The 15596-nt window shown below is 43.4% G+C and carries 14 protein-coding genes; 8 read left to right on the forward strand and 6 right to left on the reverse strand.

What is annotated here, in order from left to right:
• Window positions 1-32: 32 nt before the first annotated feature.
• The 3 genes from ACE1CM_RS41295 to ACE1CM_RS41305 form a co-directional block, all read right to left on the reverse strand.
• A complete protein-coding gene (locus ACE1CM_RS41295; RefSeq protein ID WP_374884992.1) occupies window positions 33-1370 on the reverse strand; it encodes an O-antigen ligase family protein in 1338 nt (445 codons plus the stop codon).
• A gap of 71 nt (window positions 1371-1441) precedes the next feature.
• Complete coding sequence (locus ACE1CM_RS41300) at window positions 1442-2290, reverse strand: YaaW family protein (protein WP_374884993.1); 849 nt, start codon at window positions 2288-2290, stop codon at window positions 1442-1444.
• 686 nt (window positions 2291-2976) lie between these two features.
• A complete protein-coding gene (locus ACE1CM_RS41305; RefSeq protein ID WP_374884994.1) occupies window positions 2977-4602 on the reverse strand; it encodes a mechanosensitive ion channel family protein in 1626 nt (541 codons plus the stop codon).
• Between the two features lie 410 nt (window positions 4603-5012).
• On the opposite strand from ACE1CM_RS41305, the gene ACE1CM_RS41310 reads away from it, so the two are divergent.
• The 5 genes from ACE1CM_RS41310 (at window position 5013) to ACE1CM_RS41330 (ending at window position 9319) form a co-directional block, all read left to right on the forward strand.
• Complete coding sequence (locus tag ACE1CM_RS41310; RefSeq protein ID WP_374884996.1) at window positions 5013-5135, forward strand: hypothetical protein; 123 nt, start codon at window positions 5013-5015, stop codon at window positions 5133-5135.
• 185 nt (window positions 5136-5320) lie between these two features.
• Window positions 5321-6049, forward strand: a complete 729-nt coding sequence (locus ACE1CM_RS41315) for an AIM24 family protein (RefSeq protein WP_374884998.1) — start codon at window positions 5321-5323, stop codon at window positions 6047-6049.
• A 293-nt stretch (window positions 6050-6342) separates the two neighbouring features.
• Entirely contained in the window at window positions 6343-7362 is a 1020-nt protein-coding gene (locus ACE1CM_RS41320) for an NAD(P)/FAD-dependent oxidoreductase (RefSeq protein WP_374884999.1), read from the forward strand.
• A 188-nt stretch (window positions 7363-7550) separates the two neighbouring features.
• Complete coding sequence (locus ACE1CM_RS41325; RefSeq protein WP_374885001.1) at window positions 7551-7898, forward strand: hypothetical protein; 348 nt, start codon at window positions 7551-7553, stop codon at window positions 7896-7898.
• A gap of 68 nt (window positions 7899-7966) precedes the next feature.
• Window positions 7967-9319, forward strand: a complete 1353-nt coding sequence (locus tag ACE1CM_RS41330; RefSeq protein WP_374885003.1) for an FAD-dependent oxidoreductase — start codon at window positions 7967-7969, stop codon at window positions 9317-9319.
• 104 nt (window positions 9320-9423) lie between these two features.
• Here ACE1CM_RS41330 and ACE1CM_RS41335 read toward each other — a convergent pair whose 3' ends face one another.
• Together ACE1CM_RS41335 and ACE1CM_RS41340 are read right to left on the reverse strand one after the other, a co-directional pair.
• Window positions 9424-10041, reverse strand: coding sequence for a Uma2 family endonuclease (locus tag ACE1CM_RS41335; protein WP_374885005.1), 618 nt, complete (start codon window positions 10039-10041; stop codon window positions 9424-9426).
• Between the two features lie 236 nt (window positions 10042-10277).
• Complete coding sequence (locus ACE1CM_RS41340) at window positions 10278-12026, reverse strand: ABC transporter ATP-binding protein (protein ID WP_374885006.1); 1749 nt, start codon at window positions 12024-12026, stop codon at window positions 10278-10280.
• Between the two features lie 521 nt (window positions 12027-12547).
• Here ACE1CM_RS41340 and ACE1CM_RS41345 point away from each other — a divergent pair.
• On the forward strand, window positions 12548-13174 hold the full coding sequence (locus tag ACE1CM_RS41345; protein WP_374885128.1) for a response regulator: 627 nt from the start codon (window positions 12548-12550) through the stop codon (window positions 13172-13174).
• 82 nt (window positions 13175-13256) lie between these two features.
• On the opposite strand, the gene ACE1CM_RS41350 is transcribed toward ACE1CM_RS41345, so the two are convergent.
• Window positions 13257-14663, reverse strand: a complete 1407-nt coding sequence (locus ACE1CM_RS41350; protein WP_374885007.1) for an alkaline phosphatase — start codon at window positions 14661-14663, stop codon at window positions 13257-13259.
• Between the two features lie 159 nt (window positions 14664-14822).
• Between ACE1CM_RS41350 and ACE1CM_RS41355 the strand changes: the two genes are divergently transcribed.
• A complete protein-coding gene (locus ACE1CM_RS41355) occupies window positions 14823-15161 on the forward strand; it encodes a hypothetical protein (RefSeq protein ID WP_374885009.1) in 339 nt (112 codons plus the stop codon).
• A complete protein-coding gene (locus ACE1CM_RS41360; protein ID WP_374885011.1) occupies window positions 15143-15574 on the forward strand; it encodes a type II toxin-antitoxin system VapC family toxin in 432 nt (143 codons plus the stop codon). Before ACE1CM_RS41355 ends, ACE1CM_RS41360 begins: the two co-directional genes overlap by 19 nt.
• Window positions 15575-15596: the final 22 nt, after the last annotated feature.

The following is a 15596-nucleotide window of genomic DNA, read 5'->3' on the forward strand; positions in this document are numbered from 1 at the left end:
TTTTTTGAAAGGGTAAATTATCTAACAGAGTCTTAACGCTTTCTCACACTTGCATCGCCAATCTTCACCTGAATACAATTGACAACGCCGCCAATAGCTGCTAACAGTAACCATCCAAATGTATTCACGCGAAAATCAAATAAAGTCACATCGACTGTATTAAACAAAATACAGCCCCCAAACGCAACTAAATAAGTAAAAAATATTAATTTACCTGTTTCTTGCCCAGAAAAATTATTTAGTAACAAGACGCCTTTAGCGATAACCCAACCTACCAAACTACAAAATAGAATTGTTGCGGGAATTCCTGTTTCAGCGGTTAGCATTAAAAACAAATTGTGGGGATGACCGAGCCATAGATGCATTTTTTCTTCGTAAAGCGGGGTAAAATTACGCAATCCCCATCCCGTCCAGGGGCGCTGCTGAATCATCGAAGCCACAAACTGCCACTGAGTGACGCGCATCAGTGCTACTGGTCTATTGGGAAACATATCGTCGGTGAGTCTTGCCCAAAAGAAAGCGGGTACAATTGCTCGCAACCATTGCCGTATGGGGTCGGGGCCAAAGGCAGACCAGAGGATAGTGCTGGTAATTCCTGCTACTACGGTCACCAACCAACGCCAACCCAGGTAAAGCGCGAAGGCGAGAATAGCCAAAGCAGCAATCCCCCAACCGTTGCGGGAGTTGGTGAGGATGAGAGCGATCGCATTCCCCACAACTGCAATACTTAAAAATAAACATCGGTAATTGGTAATTGGTAATTGGTAATTTTCTTTACCATTACCTATTACCGATGACCGATTACCAATTCCCAAATTTTCAATTAACAGTCCCAGTGCCAGAATGAAAGTGATGGTGAGATAGGCGGCGAAAATATTGGCGTACATGAAGACGGACGCCATTCTACCTGGGGGGTTACCATTGGGAGCGATCGCCGACCCTAAAATATTGGCTAATGACCCGGATACAGACCAATTTAAAAATAACTGTCCTAAACCAAGAATGACTATCGGCACGGAAGGTATAACCAAAATCCAAGCAATTCGCCGCAGTTGAAAAGGTGTTTGTATCAGTTCGCTAAATGCGACAAATAGCAGGAAAAATGGCAGAAAATTACCCAATCCCAAGAAAGCTTCTGATGGCTTAAAAGCAAGGGTTGATGTAATAACTAACCCCAAGCTGAAAATGGCGATTCCCCAGTTAAGGGGGCGTCGAATAATTGTATTGAATTGCTGCCCAAGAGTCAGCAGAATAACCGCGACGAGTGGCAATGCTGCCAAAGCGGGCATGATGGGGAATAATAGCAGCCCAATTTGAGCGAAATTCCAGCAAAGATTTTGAATTTGGGATTTTGGATGGTAATTGGTCATTGGTAATTGGTCATTGGTAATTGAATTTTCCCATTACCGATTACCGATTACCGATTACCCAATCTAAAATTTTATGCGGGTTCCCAGCAGTATTCGTCTGAACGGGTGAGGCGAATTTGAGCCAGGGCAAAGATGGTGGGGATAATGCGGGCATAGTTGGTAGAAATGGCGCGCCAACCGAGGTCGGCAAAAAACCAAGCCCACAGCATCGGCCCTAAAAAGGAGAATACACCCCGGACAGCACTGTATCGCGCCGCACTCACAGCCATTCCCTGTTGAGCGCTTTTGACTAGCATATAGCTTTGTACCTTGGTTGCTACTGCCGTACTGCCAGAAACAACGGCTTCCTTAGCGAGTTGATAGGTAGCAAAGTGGATGGCAAACTGACGGGCAATTTGTTTAAGCAGCATTGGTTGGATTACGGAAGTGACTGCCAAGGCGCTACCACCTTTAAGCAACCAACCCAAGGGATCGCGCTGTACGGACAGGGGCAGGGGTTGAGAAAGCTTGGACTCGGAGAGACTTTGTACAATTCGCTGCTTCAACTCATTTTGCTCCGATGGGGGTAATTGTTTCGATGCCCGTTTCAGCAGGTTGAGAAATATCTCTGCTTCGATATCGGTGGTGGAAAGCTTGTGGGAGTATGGAATTTTCAGATAGCGACAGACTTGAATCAACGTTTGCCGATAAGTTACCTGATGGGTGCGCCCTTGCAATACCGTTAACCCATCGGCAGCCAAGAACCGAAAGCGCTGTTCGATCGTATCTAACCACGCTTGGCGATCCTGGCTTTGCACTTCTATCGGTTCGGGTGTGCCAACGTAGTCTAGGGGATTGAACCGGCGACAGAACAGAATAGCGGTCAGCTGCTGCAATTCTTCTTCTGTTGCCAACTCCAGCACTGCTCTTAACTCATCCAAAGTCAAATCCTCCAAGACCCCAGATTCTTGCTGTTCTTTATTCTACTGCTATGGTGAGGGAGTAAGCTTACCCCCTGCTGAAGCACGGGGGCATTCGCAATGGCTCCAGAGCAGAGATTTTCAGTAGCCCTAAGAAACTAGCGATGTTGGAGAAGTTCTTCCCAAGCATACTAGCCCCTTGAACCTCCAGGCTGGCATGACGAGACACCAACTACTTGATGTTGCTTCCATAACCGAGATACCCCGGACAGCCCCATGGCTACGGTTTGCGTATCTATCTCCGATACTTGCTGACTGCGAGACCTTTTCTGCGTAGCAACCGAGCGTGCCTTTCGCTATTTCAGCATCTAATCAATGTACCGATTTTGTAGGCAAAATGTCAAGAGAACAGTTGCATATTCGAGTTAGTCAGTCAGAGTATGAAAAGCTTGAACGTTATTGAAAAAAAACAGGAGGTCTAAATCAGACGTTATTCGAGAGTTCATTCGTTCTTTGGCTGACAGCGAATAAATTCCCATAGCAAAGTGTTTCATCCCCCGGATAAATCGCGGGGGATGAAACACTCCCGGAGATTAGTGGTGATCCCAAAAAATAAACTCGTTCTTTTGCCGAGCAAAGGAACGAGTTGCGGGAGAAATTTGTCTCCCAAGATAGAGGCACAGAAGTATGATGCCAGAAGTTGGTTTTTAGCTATTGTAAATGTAAGCTTGTCTTAACCGCCGCACCATCTCTCTACGCACTTCATTATTGACGCGGTAGCCCCGCTCCCAGTGTTCTAACCTGATATTGTCAACGTAGAACTTGACGGTAAATTGCATCTCAGATCCTGCAATATTGTTCAGGCGAATTTTTGGATCTTTCCAGATGGTTTGGGACTCTTTGAAGTTTTCGTTCATCCACTCCACAAACTTACTCGTATAATCATCCAACCTGGTTTCCTGCCCACCAGGGTTGGATATTATCTGATATAGTTTGTTCATTTTGGTCTTAAGTATTTCAATCTTTTGTTCCCATTCTTCGGGTAATATCGTCTGGTCTTCCAACACGAGATCGGGGTCTTTTAACCAAATTTGATACCAATTTCTGATTAAGCCTATCAGGCTATCTTTCAAGGCTGGTTCCTTTTCTTCATCAACTCTTGTTCGCTGTTTTCTCCCCTTGCGTTCTGCGCTCGCACGCAACCCAACCAACTTCAAAATTTCTAGGTAATTTGTTTGAATTCTTCTGATTTCCTCTGATTCTAATCCTCCTTTTTCTAAAATCTTAATCTTACCAATCATATTCTCAAACGCTTCTTCAATTTTTTGGAGTTGGTTGTTGACATCTTTTTCGGCTAAAATCCGCTGGCTTGCGACTTCTTGCTTTGAGATATTTCTCGGTTGAGCTTCATTCCATTCATAATATTTGTCGATGTATAACAGCTTTTCATCTATATTACCCAAGATGTCTGGATGTCCGAGAACAATTTCTCTCAAGATTGTGGTTGCTGTTATAGGATCTGCATCAACTCTGACTCCGATATTAATTGAATAAGCATAGTGAGGGGTAGGACGGCTGAGATTAATGATGTCTTGACCGCCAAAAGAGGAATTGGGTGTATAAACCTCGCAATGGGTATCGATTAGGTACAATTTTGTCACTCGGATGCCGACATTTTTAATCACAGCCATTGACCCGTTTAAGGAAATGACATCTCCGAATTTAAATGGAGTATCGACCAATAAGACCAATCCGCCGAAAAAGTCGCTTAAAATCTTCTGTACCGATAAACCAATTACAACGCTAATGCTGCCAACTGCTAACCCAATTCCGGTTAAATTTACTCCCAGGGTTTGTAAGAAAATCGATACCCCTATCAGGTAAGTTAAAAACGGGATAGCTCGTTCTAAAATTGGTACCAATACATCGTCCCAAACCGCTTCTGTTTTCCTGGCTTTCTCTTTCAAGTAGGAGATAACGACTTGAGTAAATAGTTGGGCAATCCAGTGAGTAACAGCCAAAACCAGCAAGGCGTCTAATACTTTCTGAATTCCATCAATGATTGGTCCCGTATTTAATTCGTTAAATGAAAATTTTAGGCTCAACATTAAGAAAATCGCTAGAACTGGAAGCCGCGAAACGTTTAGACTGACTAGGGCTGCATCGCTTTCCATCTGGCGAAATACGCTTCGCAGCAATGCGAAGATCACTAGGTCTAGCATTATTGCTACCAATGCAGCGATGACTAAAGTAATGAAGAAACTGACAACTTCCGCTGAAGGGACCAGTAAGAATCCTAGCAGAATAGGTTGAAAGGCGAAGATAGCAATCATTTGTGTCTCCATATAGCAACCAATAAACTGGCAACAAAAGTTTTATGCTTGGTTACTTCAAGCATTTTCCTTTGCTGTGAGTTAAAGTTGAGAGCAGAATCCTCCCAGGGTTTGATTTACAGAGTATTAGTGACAAAAATCTTTGTCAACTAACACATCTGGATTGAAATATTTTCTATCCCAGGGTATATCTTACGAAATTATACCATACAGGGAGACGTGACTTTATAGCGGTTTGTTACAAGATGGAATACAGTAGGGGCGGGTGTATAGATATTGTGCTGGCGAAGCATAAATCTGGATAAACCCGCCCCTATAAAAGGTATATTCAACCAACTTGCTTTGCCGTTATCTGAGTAATTATACTGTGGATATCATTGAAGACATATCCGCCAGTTGGGGCGATGGCTATGTCTGACACCCAAATAACACAATTGCTGGGAAATATTAAAGCACAGCAACCCAGAGTTATGGTTCTTGAAATCTATCGATTAACAGCTGATGATTCAGGAAAAAATAGCGCTGATGCCTAGGCAAAAGTATTAGACAAATCGGCGGATAACGGAGGTTTTTAGCTCGATACCGAGCAGCCGCCCGCAGGAGAAAAGATGCTGGAAAATTTGTTAAAATCATCCCAAACCAACCGGGATTATGAGCCTAACCTTGACAAGGATGCCAAAATCAATTAGCTTATACGAGAAAAGATTTGAAAATAATTATGCAACAGGAAGTCAAGATTTTGTCACCCACAGATATTTGGTATATCCAAAATGGCATCAATAAAGAAACGAACCAATTGTATCATCCAACCAAAAATATTCCCTTGATTCAGCAAGTAGAAATTAAGCTGAATAATTCGGGGGTTATCTTACAAAAAGGAACGTTGCATAGGTGCGTCGGTAAAATAAATTACGGCATTTATAAAACCGATAGTCGTTTGCGAGATATATGGGTTTCCTTGACCACAGAGATGGAGTATAACGCCCCAGTTTATAAAGGAACGGGAACCGTCCACCTCGAACCTAGACAAAAAGGCAATTTTCTGAATTATACGCCAATTGAACTGTCAGAATCGGAGCAATGGGAGTTTGATGACGGAGTATTTCAATTTTGTTCTGACAACGTAGTAATCGGGGCAAAAAAATTAAAATACAGACAAATGATGGGTTCTACTGATGGTCGGTGGAGGGTTGCTATTAAAGCTTTACCCGGTCAAATTGCTAAAGTTGTAACGGGTACGCTTGCCCCTGGCAAAGTGATTGAAATAACCAGAGGGGAAGTTGTAATTGCCGACTATGACCTAGTCAAAGGATTTACAAACGGGATTGTAGAAGATTACCGCAAATTAGGACATTTTGGTAAAGGCGGCGGTGAGGGTTATGTTTGGGTTTATGAGGGTGAAGGTAAATTATTGGTATCTGAAAATGATGGAATGGGTTTGGGGTGACAGACAGAGTTACTGGTGTGTAGGTAGTAACTCAAGTTGCTAGTTATCTCAAACGCGCGGCTAATGGCTAATGGCTAATGGATCGATCAGGAAAAATGCTGACGAAGCTCTCTCGGAATTAGCAATTAGCAATTAACAATTAGCAATTAGCAACGCCCAATGTTTATAACTAGCAACTTACGTTAGTAGTCAATCTTACCCAATACCCACTACCCTCGCCCAGAAACCCGGTTTTTTGGCAAAACCGGGTTTCTTGCACCCCTCAAATTTAATCGCAGGAGACTACAAAATTAATGTTTGATGTTGCTGTAATTGGTGCTGGAATTGCTGGTTTGACTTGCGCTCAACAATTGCATCAAGCTGGATATAATACCGTCGTGGTAGATAAGTCCCGTGGTGTTGGCGGAAGGGCGGCGACGCGGCGGGTAAATGGTATTCGCGCGGATCATGGGTTGCGCTATCTGGAAGCTAATGGTGAGAGGGTGGAGGAGTTAATTGAGGTATTGCTCTCGCGCAATATCCTTCAACTTTGGTACGAGTCAGAAGCCAAAATTTCCCAGTATGTAGCGCCAGATGGGATGAGTGCGATCGCTAAATTTCTCGCCACTAATTTGAACGTTAAATTAAATCGCCGCGTCGAGTCAATTACCCTCAACACCGATAACATTTGGCATCTCACCTTTGCAGCAACAACCGAAACATTAACAGCGTCATCAGTCGTTGTCGCAATTCCCGCCCCGCAAGCTTTAATCTTACTCGAACCTTTAGCCGAAACAATTTTACCGGCGACATTTTTAGATAGCTTGCGTGGGGTTGAATTTGACCCTTGTTTGACTGCGATCGCTAGCTATTCAACGCCTTTCAATTTAACCTGGAAAGATATCTCTTTTCCCCCTAATTCTGACTTATTCTGGATAGGTTTAGATAGCAGCAAGCGCATCAATTCTCCAGCAACCGTATTGGTGTTTCACAGCAGCGCCGATTTCGCCCGCGCTAACTTAGAAGCACCAGATTTAAACTTAATCGGACAACATTTATTATCCAGCGCCGCCGCCGAATTAACACTTCCCTGGATAGATGCACCAGACTGGTTCCAAGTCCACCGATGGCGCTATGCTTTTCCCAGTAGTCCCTTATCGGAAATCTGCTTAGATTCTCAGTTACCGCAGCCTTTAATTTTTTGTGGGGATTGGTGTGGTGGTAATCTAGTAGAAAGTGCTTTAGTTTCTGGTATGGCAGCCGCGTCTGGAATTAATCGATATCTTAAACAACTACCGCTTCCCGGTAATAATTTTTTGCATAATCTTGGATAGCTTCAATTCAAAGGCAGGACTGACGCGCTTGCTTCCCGGTTTCTCCGAAAAAGAAACCGGGTTTCTGGCAACGGGTTACAGCCATGTGTAAAATTAATCATCATTTAACTTTCTGGCGCGCCCCGCTGCCAATTTTTTAGATATTATTTTAGAATAAAATCCTGAAACTCCTGTTGTGGTGGAGCGAGATGAATCTTAGTATCGTTGGCGACAAATTGCTGATTGACTTGGAATGGTACGAGCAACTTTGGGCATTTACGCTGAACAAAACCTTTGAAATTCCACTCAACCATATCAAACGGGTAAGCACCGAAGAACCCCAAAGCAATTGGGCGGAAATTCGCGCCCCTGGAACTTTTCTTCCAGGAGTTATCAAAGCCGGAACTTATTATACCAGAAATGGTAGAGAATTTTGGTATGTCACAGCAGAGCAAGACTATTTAATTTTAGAATTAGAAGATGAACCATACAAAAAAATGGTTCTAACAATCTCGCAAAGCGAAGCTTGGGTAGAACGAATTGAGCAAAATAAATAGCTTGCGTTAGCAAAGCTTTCCGGAGGAATCGCATCTATTTTTTTGTTTAGTTATATTGGGGAAGAATTATGCCAGTCGCTCAAACTGTTTATGAAGTAGCCATCATTGGCGCTGGAGTCTCTGGAACTGCTTTACTGTATAGTTTAAGCAATTACACTAACATCAATCGCATTGCTTTGATCGAAAAAAACCCAGAAGTTGCTTTAGTTAACTCCCACAGAACCAGCAATAGTCAAACGCTTCATTTTGGCGATATAGAAACCAACTACACCTTGGAAAAAGCTAAAAAAGTTAATAAAGCTGCCAGCTTGGTAAAAAATTATCTTTTGCAAAACGACGCGAGACAAGAAATATACAGCAAGTATCATAAAATGGTTCTGGCGATCGGCAAAGAACAAGCAGACCAACTCAGAAACAGATATGGAGAATTTAAATCCCTATTTCCCGATTTGAGATTAATAGATAAAGACCAAATAGAATCGGTAGAACCCAATGTTTTGAAAGAGAGAGAAACAGATGAAGAAGTTCTTGCTCTCTTTACTGAAGAAGGTTATACAATCGATTACCAAAAGCTGGCTCAATCATTTTTGCAACAGGCGCTGGCAAATTCCCACAAAAATATTGATTTGATGATGGGGACAAAAGTCAAGCGGATTACAAGGGAAGGAGACTTATATTACATTCAAACTGCTCGAGAAACTATCGCAGCAAAAGTAGTTGCTGTTACTGCTGGAGCGCATAGTTTATTATTTGCCAAATCTTTAGGTTATGGGAAAGATTATGCGCTTCTGAGCGTTGCTGGCAGCTTTTACTTTGCACCGGGAGTTTTAAACGGTAAAGTTTATACCGTGCAACTTAAAAAACTACCTTTTGCCGCCATTCATGGAGATCCAGAAGTTCACAATCAAAGTCAAACTAGATTTGGTCCGACTGCAAAAGCTATTCCCATGTTAGAGCGGCATCATTATGGGACTATTTGGTCATATTTTAAGACGGCTGGACTGAGTTTGGATGCTTTTATCAGCTTCTTTAAAATTCTTTCCGAACCCGTTATCTTGAAATATATCGTGAAAAATTATATTTATGATATTCCCTTCATTGGCAAGAGATTGTTTATTAAAGAAGTTAAAAGGATTGTGCCTTCAATAAAATTGAGCGAACTGAAGTTTGCCCAAAAATATGGAGGAATTAGACCTCAAATTGTTAATCTTAAGACTAAAAGCATGGAACTTGGAGAAGCAAAGATTTTAGGCGAGAATATTTTGTTTAATATAACCCCTTCTCCTGGCGCTTCAACCTGCTTGCAAAATGCTGAAGATGATACTGAAAGAATAATATCTTTTTTGGGCGAACAATACAGATTTGATAAGAATAGATTTTTGCAGGATTTAGGGATGGAGAATCGCCAGATATTAATCTAGCACAGCCTTAAGGCTCTCGTTTGTATAGCGGCAGCATTAATGCTGCCGCTATACAAACTCAGAAACCTGCCCAGAAACCCGGTTTTTCCAAAAAACCGGGTTTCTTAGACTATGCGGGGTTGACTTGCTGCTACAACCATTGCGACAGTTAGTTCTAGCTCTGGGAAAATCTGGGAGATAATTCTATCGTCGCCTGCGTATCTCTTGACTTGGTATTGTCCATCGACTAGCTGATGGACAAAAACAGAGGGGACTTTAGGATTTCCGAGATAACTACGAGAAGCAATAGCAAGATAATCTACAATCCAATACTCAGAAATGCCCAATCTTTGATATTCATCTAGTTTATCAACGTAGTCATCTTCCCAATTCGTTGATACAACCTCAACGGCTAAAAGTAGGGGTTCTATAATACCGGCGTAGGTGTTGAGATATCTTTCCCAAATTCTCCCCTCAATTACGCTCACATCTGGTCTTCTACCTTGTTCTTTTCCGCCACTGGTGTAAGTCCTGATGGCTATGTCTTTGTCAACTATGTAGTCGAGTCCTAATCGCTCAATTTCTCTGTCAAAACTCCTGACTATAAATCTCGAAACACTTCTATGCGCTCCTGTAGAATCCACTTTGACAATCTCCCCATTTACCAGTTCATAACTGCCATCTTCTGGACAGACTTTAAGAAACTCTTCAAAGGTTAGCGGTTTAGTTGTTGTATAGGTCATACTATTGTCTCCATTGCATCGGCGAGAGACTATAACTATTTTAGCATAAGATATAGAAACCCGGTTTCTCAAAAAATACCTTCGCCAACTTTCTGAAACGCCCACAAGAAGAAAGCATGTGGCTACACAAACAAAGCAAGGCGTAGCAGGCTAGAATTCTTACAGGCTGCGGAGGCAGCCTTGGTTTGTATAGCGACACCCTTAAGGGTGTCGTATTTTGGCTGGGTTGGTGTGTTTTAGCGCAATAATTCCTCTAACTTTTGTTGATTCCAAAGCGATTGGTATAAACCGGGTTGTTGCACCAATTCGGCGTGAGTTCCTGTCTGAACAATCTCGCCTTTATCCATGACAAAAATGCGATCGCATGTCGCCGCCGCCGATAATTGATGGGAAATAAACACCACTGTTTTGCGATCAGTTCCTGTGGAAAGATTATCCAATATTGCCTTAGCCGTTTGATTATCGACGCTGGAAAGGGCATCATCTAAAATTAACACCGGAGCATCGATTAATAAGCCACGAGCGAGGGCAGTCCGCTGGCGCTGTCCGCCAGATAAAGTGATGCCGCGTTCTCCTACAATCGTTTTGTATTGTTGCGGAAAATTGACAATTTCTGGGTGAATTTGGGCTTGTTTTGCTGCGTATTCAACTGTTGGTTGTTCGGCTACAGGATCGCCGTAGCGGATGTTATTTTTAATCGTGGTACTGAAGAGAAAACTATCTTGGGGGACGTAGGCGATCGCACTCCGCAAATCCCCTAATTTAATCTGGGTAATATCGTAACCATCGAGAAACAATTGATTTGGGGCAATATTCAATAGTCGCGGTAAAGTATTGGCAAGGGTTGACTTTCCAGAACCAATTGGGCCTACAATTGCTACGGTTTCCCCTGGTGCAATGGTAAAGTTGATATTATTCAGCGCCGGGGTTTTAGCACCCGGATAGGTAAAGCTAAGATTGCGTGCGGTTAACTCGCCTTTGACTTGAGTTAGCGGCAAACTTATGCTGTTGGTTTTATCTTCAATTTGGGGTTCGACGCTGAGAATATGTTCAATGCGGTCGATACTGACTTCCCCTCGTTGATAAGCAGTAATCGTGAAACCTAATAATGCAGTGGGGAAAACTAGGCGATCGACGTATATAATTAGCGCGACGAAGTTACCGATGGAAAGCGAACCAGATGCGATCGCTCCCGCTCCAGCTGCCAGCAAAACCAGTAAACTAATATAAGACAAGCCTTCTACCATGGGAAATAAAGTCGTTCGGGTTCTGGCAAGTTGGAGATTGGCTTTTAGCAAGCGATCGTTTAATTCCCGGAATGCCTGCCGCTCGTTTTGTTCTTGAGCGTATATTTTAATTAAGGCAATGCCGCTCATATCTTCCTGGATCAACTCGCTGAGGTTGGAAAGTTCCTCTTGGACTGACAGTTGTTGCGCGCGTAGCTTGTCGCTGAATAACTGGACGACTAATAACATTAACGGGTAGACTGCGATTGCTTCTAAACTCAACCACCAGTTAATTGTTAGCATCACTGGCAACGTTAATCCATAGGCAAATACCGTATTCGCCAAACTCAATACTGCAAACCCCAACAACCTGCGAATATTATCCACATCGCTAGTAGCGCGGTTAATTAAATCTCCCGCAGTATTGGTGGAAAAATAAGACGGTTCCAGGGTTAGCAAGTGTTGAAAAATCTTTTGTTTCAGGTCAAATTCCACCTGCCGTCCGACGCCAAATAAAAACAGGCGCGACGCCACCCGGATCAACCACATTACCGTTGCCAGCACCAAGATTAGCACCGCATAGTACCAAATCCGATCGAAATCGAACTGTTTTTGCAGTTCGTCAATGGTATTGCGAATTAACAGCGGGATATAAACCCCCATCGCATTAACAATTAAAAGCGCTAGAATACCCAGCGCGACTTGTCGCCAGTGGGGACGCAGGTAAGCACCTAGTTTTCGCAGACGAGATTGTGCCATGATGGGGAGCTTTTTGAGGGGGTGAACAGGTGAACAGGTGGGCTGCGGCGGGTGAGAATTATAAATGTCAAATTCCCAATGCCTCGATCGTCAATTACCGATTCCCAATTTGCATCTCTCCAAAGGTAATATTTTAAGGACTTACGCACGCGGGGTCAAAAACAAAGGTGATGCGTCAATCTCGCGACTTTCACCCCACGATTTTTCGGAGAAACCGGGTTTTTTTATTTAGGCGAGGTTGACATAGGGGGAAGCAGGATGAAGACGACGGAAACAGGAACGGGACTTACGCACGACGAGAAAAGAAACCCGGTTTCTTCATCAATCTCTGATTGCCAAACCAACGATTTTTCATATCACCCTTGTTTCTTTTGAAAAATCTGAGCCAATAAAACTGGCTCAGGTTTTTCCCGAAGTAATTTTATAATTCTAATTGTATACTCAGCACTGCGTTGGGCGAACATTTTTCTATGTCTTCCGCAACAGTTCCATCCGAGAATTCCCTTGAACAGCTGCCATTGCTGCGGGTTTTATTGGTAGAAGATGACCCGGTAATGCAATTGGGGTTAGAGCAGTTTTTGACCGAACAGCCGAATTTTAACCTAATTGGACAAGCTGGTGATGGTTATCAAGGCGTCGAGATGGCGCTTGACCTGAAACCGGATTTGACGATTATGGATATTGGGTTACCCCAACTCGATGGGATTGCGGCGACCCAGCAAATTAAAGCTGCTTTACCAGATATGCGGGTGGTGATGTTGACTTCTCACAAAGCAGAAAATGAAATGATTGCTGCGCTGTCTAGCGGCGCGGATGCCTATTGTATTAAGGGAACGAGTTTGAATCAATTGTTGAAAGCGATCTCTTGCGCTATTGAAGGTGCTGTTTATCTCGATCCCCAAATTGCCCGCACGGTAGTTAAAAACCTCAAACCCCCCTCTCCTAAAAATAATATCTCCCAACTTTCCCAACGGGAGTCAGAAATTCTCAAACTGATTGTAGAAGGGAAAAGCAACCCGGAAATAGCAGCCATGCTTTATCTGAGTCTGAGTACGGTTAAAACCCACATTCGCAGCATTATGAATAAACTGTCTGTGGATGACCGAGTGCAGGCGGCGGTGGTAGCATTGCGATCGGGATTAATCTAGGAAAATACTTGTGGCAAAGAATTTAAAGCTGCAATATCTGTTGACTGAGAAACCCGGTTTCTTAAAGAAACCGGGTTTCTGGTTAATTCTCAGGTAGTTTAGTCCCAAATAACGTTGCATACATCATCCGGTAAATATCGGTATTATCTACCGTTTTTGGCAGCATTTCGGCGTTGATTCCGTGAGCTTTTGCAATAATACCACCCGACATATCGCCGAAACCAGACCAGGCGATCGCCATGGAAAATCGCTGTCCATTTTTATCGGGTGCTGAAACAAATGGCAAGGTTTTTGTCCCATCTCGTCCATCAATTGGTGCGCCATTTCCATATTTAGCTGGTAATGGTTTATCCAGGGGTACATCTTGCGCCTGTTCCCCAATTACTTCCAGTCCCCCCGCATCGCTATCTGCGGCAGTTATAACCAGCGTATTCCGGTTTTGCTCGGCATAATTCATCGCCACGCCAATCGCATCATCCGCCCGTTTTATCGCTTCTAAACACCCTCTGGCGTTATTGTAATTGCAGAAATTATCGCTACCTTCTTCTTCCAAAACTACAAAGAAACCCTTGGAATTTTGGGATAAAATTCCTAAAGCAGCTTGTAATTTTTCCGCCACGGTTGGTGCAGTTTTTACGTATAGGGGTAAGTTCGCTACTTTTAATTTTTCTTCTGATTCGTCGTTGTAGGTATCTTCGGCGGCAAAAATGCCCAAAACTTTCTCAGTATTTGCTGGTAAATTCAGCAATTCTTCGCGCGTGTATACAACGGTGTAACCTTTGCTTTTTGCCAGTTCGATTAGGTTTAATCCATCCGTTCGCTTGCTAAGGGATGCGGAGGTATGCCGTCCGGCGGTTCCTTTGGGAAGATACCACATTTCCCCGCCACCTAATATTACATTTACCCCTGATTCGATTATCTGTTTGGTAATTTCTCCATGATTGCGGCGATTATTTACCTTGGCTAAAAAAGCACCCGTTCCGGGTTCGGTGATAACGCCGGAATTGATAATGGCGGTGGATTTACCGGATGCGATCGCTTCTTCCATTATCGTTTTATTATACCCGGAAAGCGCCTCTAATGGCTTTCCTTTTGAGTTTAATCCAAACGAATCTGCTTCTACTTTTACTCCCGTCGCGTGAATCACAGCACCCGCGTTAGAAGTAGCCGTTAATTGATTTTTCAAATGTCCTAAATAGACGCCGAGATTGGACATTTTATCCCAATTTAGCCTACCATCTGGCCCTTTATACAACATCCGCGCCGCACCCCAGTGGGAAGCACTCGTACCATCCGGGTGGATAAAAATAACATTTCCTTGACGCGGTGCAGTGGCATTTCGCACCAGTAAAGCCCCGCCTACCATCGCCGCCAGGGTTAACAATACCGTGCCGATCGCTCGTTGATTAAAATTATTTGGTTCTGGGCTGATATTAGATGAATCGGGGTCGGAATTCGGAGGGATGGGGTTAATTAGATTTAAGTCCATATCCAATTTGGAGGGTTTAGCAGTCTGGTTATTTTATAGTTTAACCGCAAATTTTAAAGAAAAGTTTAACACCAGGCTATAAGTAGGTGCTTCTAGCCTGTACAAACAGTTGTTGCCTGTGTCATCATTATTAGATGCGGGAAAAAGGAGTTGGTAGAAATGGAAGCACAAAAAACAATAGCAGAGTCAAACGAACAACTCAAAGCTTTAATCGCTGGCATAGTCAACGAGCAGTTAAAACTATTGTTACAACAGCCACCACCAGATTCAAAAAAAGTGGCAGATTTGACAGTAGCAGAACTCAGAACCTTGATAACTCAGATAGTTGATGAGCGGTTAATACTATGGCTTCAAGAACCACCACGCTTAGTAGATCCAGAAGATTTGCAGAAGATTTTTGAGTCGATAGACAGTCATATGTGGACTCCGCCCCCCGGAGCGCCAACGGGCAGCGAAATGATAATTGCGGAGAGAGAGAAATGGCGGCAACCTATGTAGTAGATGCGAGCGTGGCGATTAAGCGTTTCTTACAAGAAACTTATACAGCCGAAGCACGAGTTTTATTAGGTAGGATGTCTCAAGGCGATCGCTTATACGTACCGGAGTTTTGCTTGATAGAATGCGTCAATGTTCTGTGGACAAATGTTCGGTTTCGGGGACTACCGCAAACAGATGCAGAGCAGTTTACCGCCCAACTGCTGGCGCTACCGTTCCAAATTGTGCCAGTTAAGAAACTATTACCGCAAGCTTTGCAAATTAGTCTAACTCATCAATTAGCAATATACGACTCGCTGTATATCGCTTTGGCATTAAGACTTAATTGTCCGCTGATTACGGTTGACGCGCGACAATTGAATGCAGCAACTGCTTGCGGCGTGGTTATCAAACCCATCACGGATTTTTCCGCTTAGGGCGATCGCATCATGACACAAT

Source organism: Microseira sp. BLCC-F43 (assembly GCF_041929235.1).
In the GTDB taxonomy this organism is placed as follows: domain Bacteria; phylum Cyanobacteriota; class Cyanobacteriia; order Cyanobacteriales; family Aerosakkonemataceae; genus Microseira.

Excerpts from the sequence above, each read along its gene's own strand:
- ACE1CM_RS41295 (WP_374884992.1), bottom strand. The coding sequence starts at position 1,370 with ATGACCAATTACCATCCAAAATCCCAAATTCAAAATCTTTGCTGGAAT.
- ACE1CM_RS41305 (WP_374884994.1), bottom strand. The coding sequence starts at position 4,602 with ATGATTGCTATCTTCGCCTTTCAACCTATTCTGCTAGGATTCTTACTG.
- ACE1CM_RS41310 (WP_374884996.1), top strand. The coding sequence starts at position 5,013 with ATGTCTGACACCCAAATAACACAATTGCTGGGAAATATTAAAGCACAG.
- ACE1CM_RS41315 (WP_374884998.1), top strand. The coding sequence starts at position 5,321 with ATGCAACAGGAAGTCAAGATTTTGTCACCCACAGATATTTGGTATATC.
- ACE1CM_RS41320 (WP_374884999.1), top strand. The coding sequence starts at position 6,343 with ATGTTTGATGTTGCTGTAATTGGTGCTGGAATTGCTGGTTTGACTTGC.
- ACE1CM_RS41325 (WP_374885001.1), top strand. The coding sequence starts at position 7,551 with ATGAATCTTAGTATCGTTGGCGACAAATTGCTGATTGACTTGGAATGG.
- ACE1CM_RS41330 (WP_374885003.1), top strand. The coding sequence starts at position 7,967 with ATGCCAGTCGCTCAAACTGTTTATGAAGTAGCCATCATTGGCGCTGGA.
- ACE1CM_RS41335 (WP_374885005.1), bottom strand. The coding sequence starts at position 10,041 with ATGACCTATACAACAACTAAACCGCTAACCTTTGAAGAGTTTCTTAAA.
- ACE1CM_RS41340 (WP_374885006.1), bottom strand. The coding sequence starts at position 12,026 with ATGGCACAATCTCGTCTGCGAAAACTAGGTGCTTACCTGCGTCCCCAC.
- ACE1CM_RS41350 (WP_374885007.1), bottom strand. The coding sequence starts at position 14,663 with ATGGACTTAAATCTAATTAACCCCATCCCTCCGAATTCCGACCCCGAT.
- ACE1CM_RS41355 (WP_374885009.1), top strand. The coding sequence starts at position 14,823 with ATGGAAGCACAAAAAACAATAGCAGAGTCAAACGAACAACTCAAAGCT.
- ACE1CM_RS41360 (WP_374885011.1), top strand. The coding sequence starts at position 15,143 with ATGGCGGCAACCTATGTAGTAGATGCGAGCGTGGCGATTAAGCGTTTC.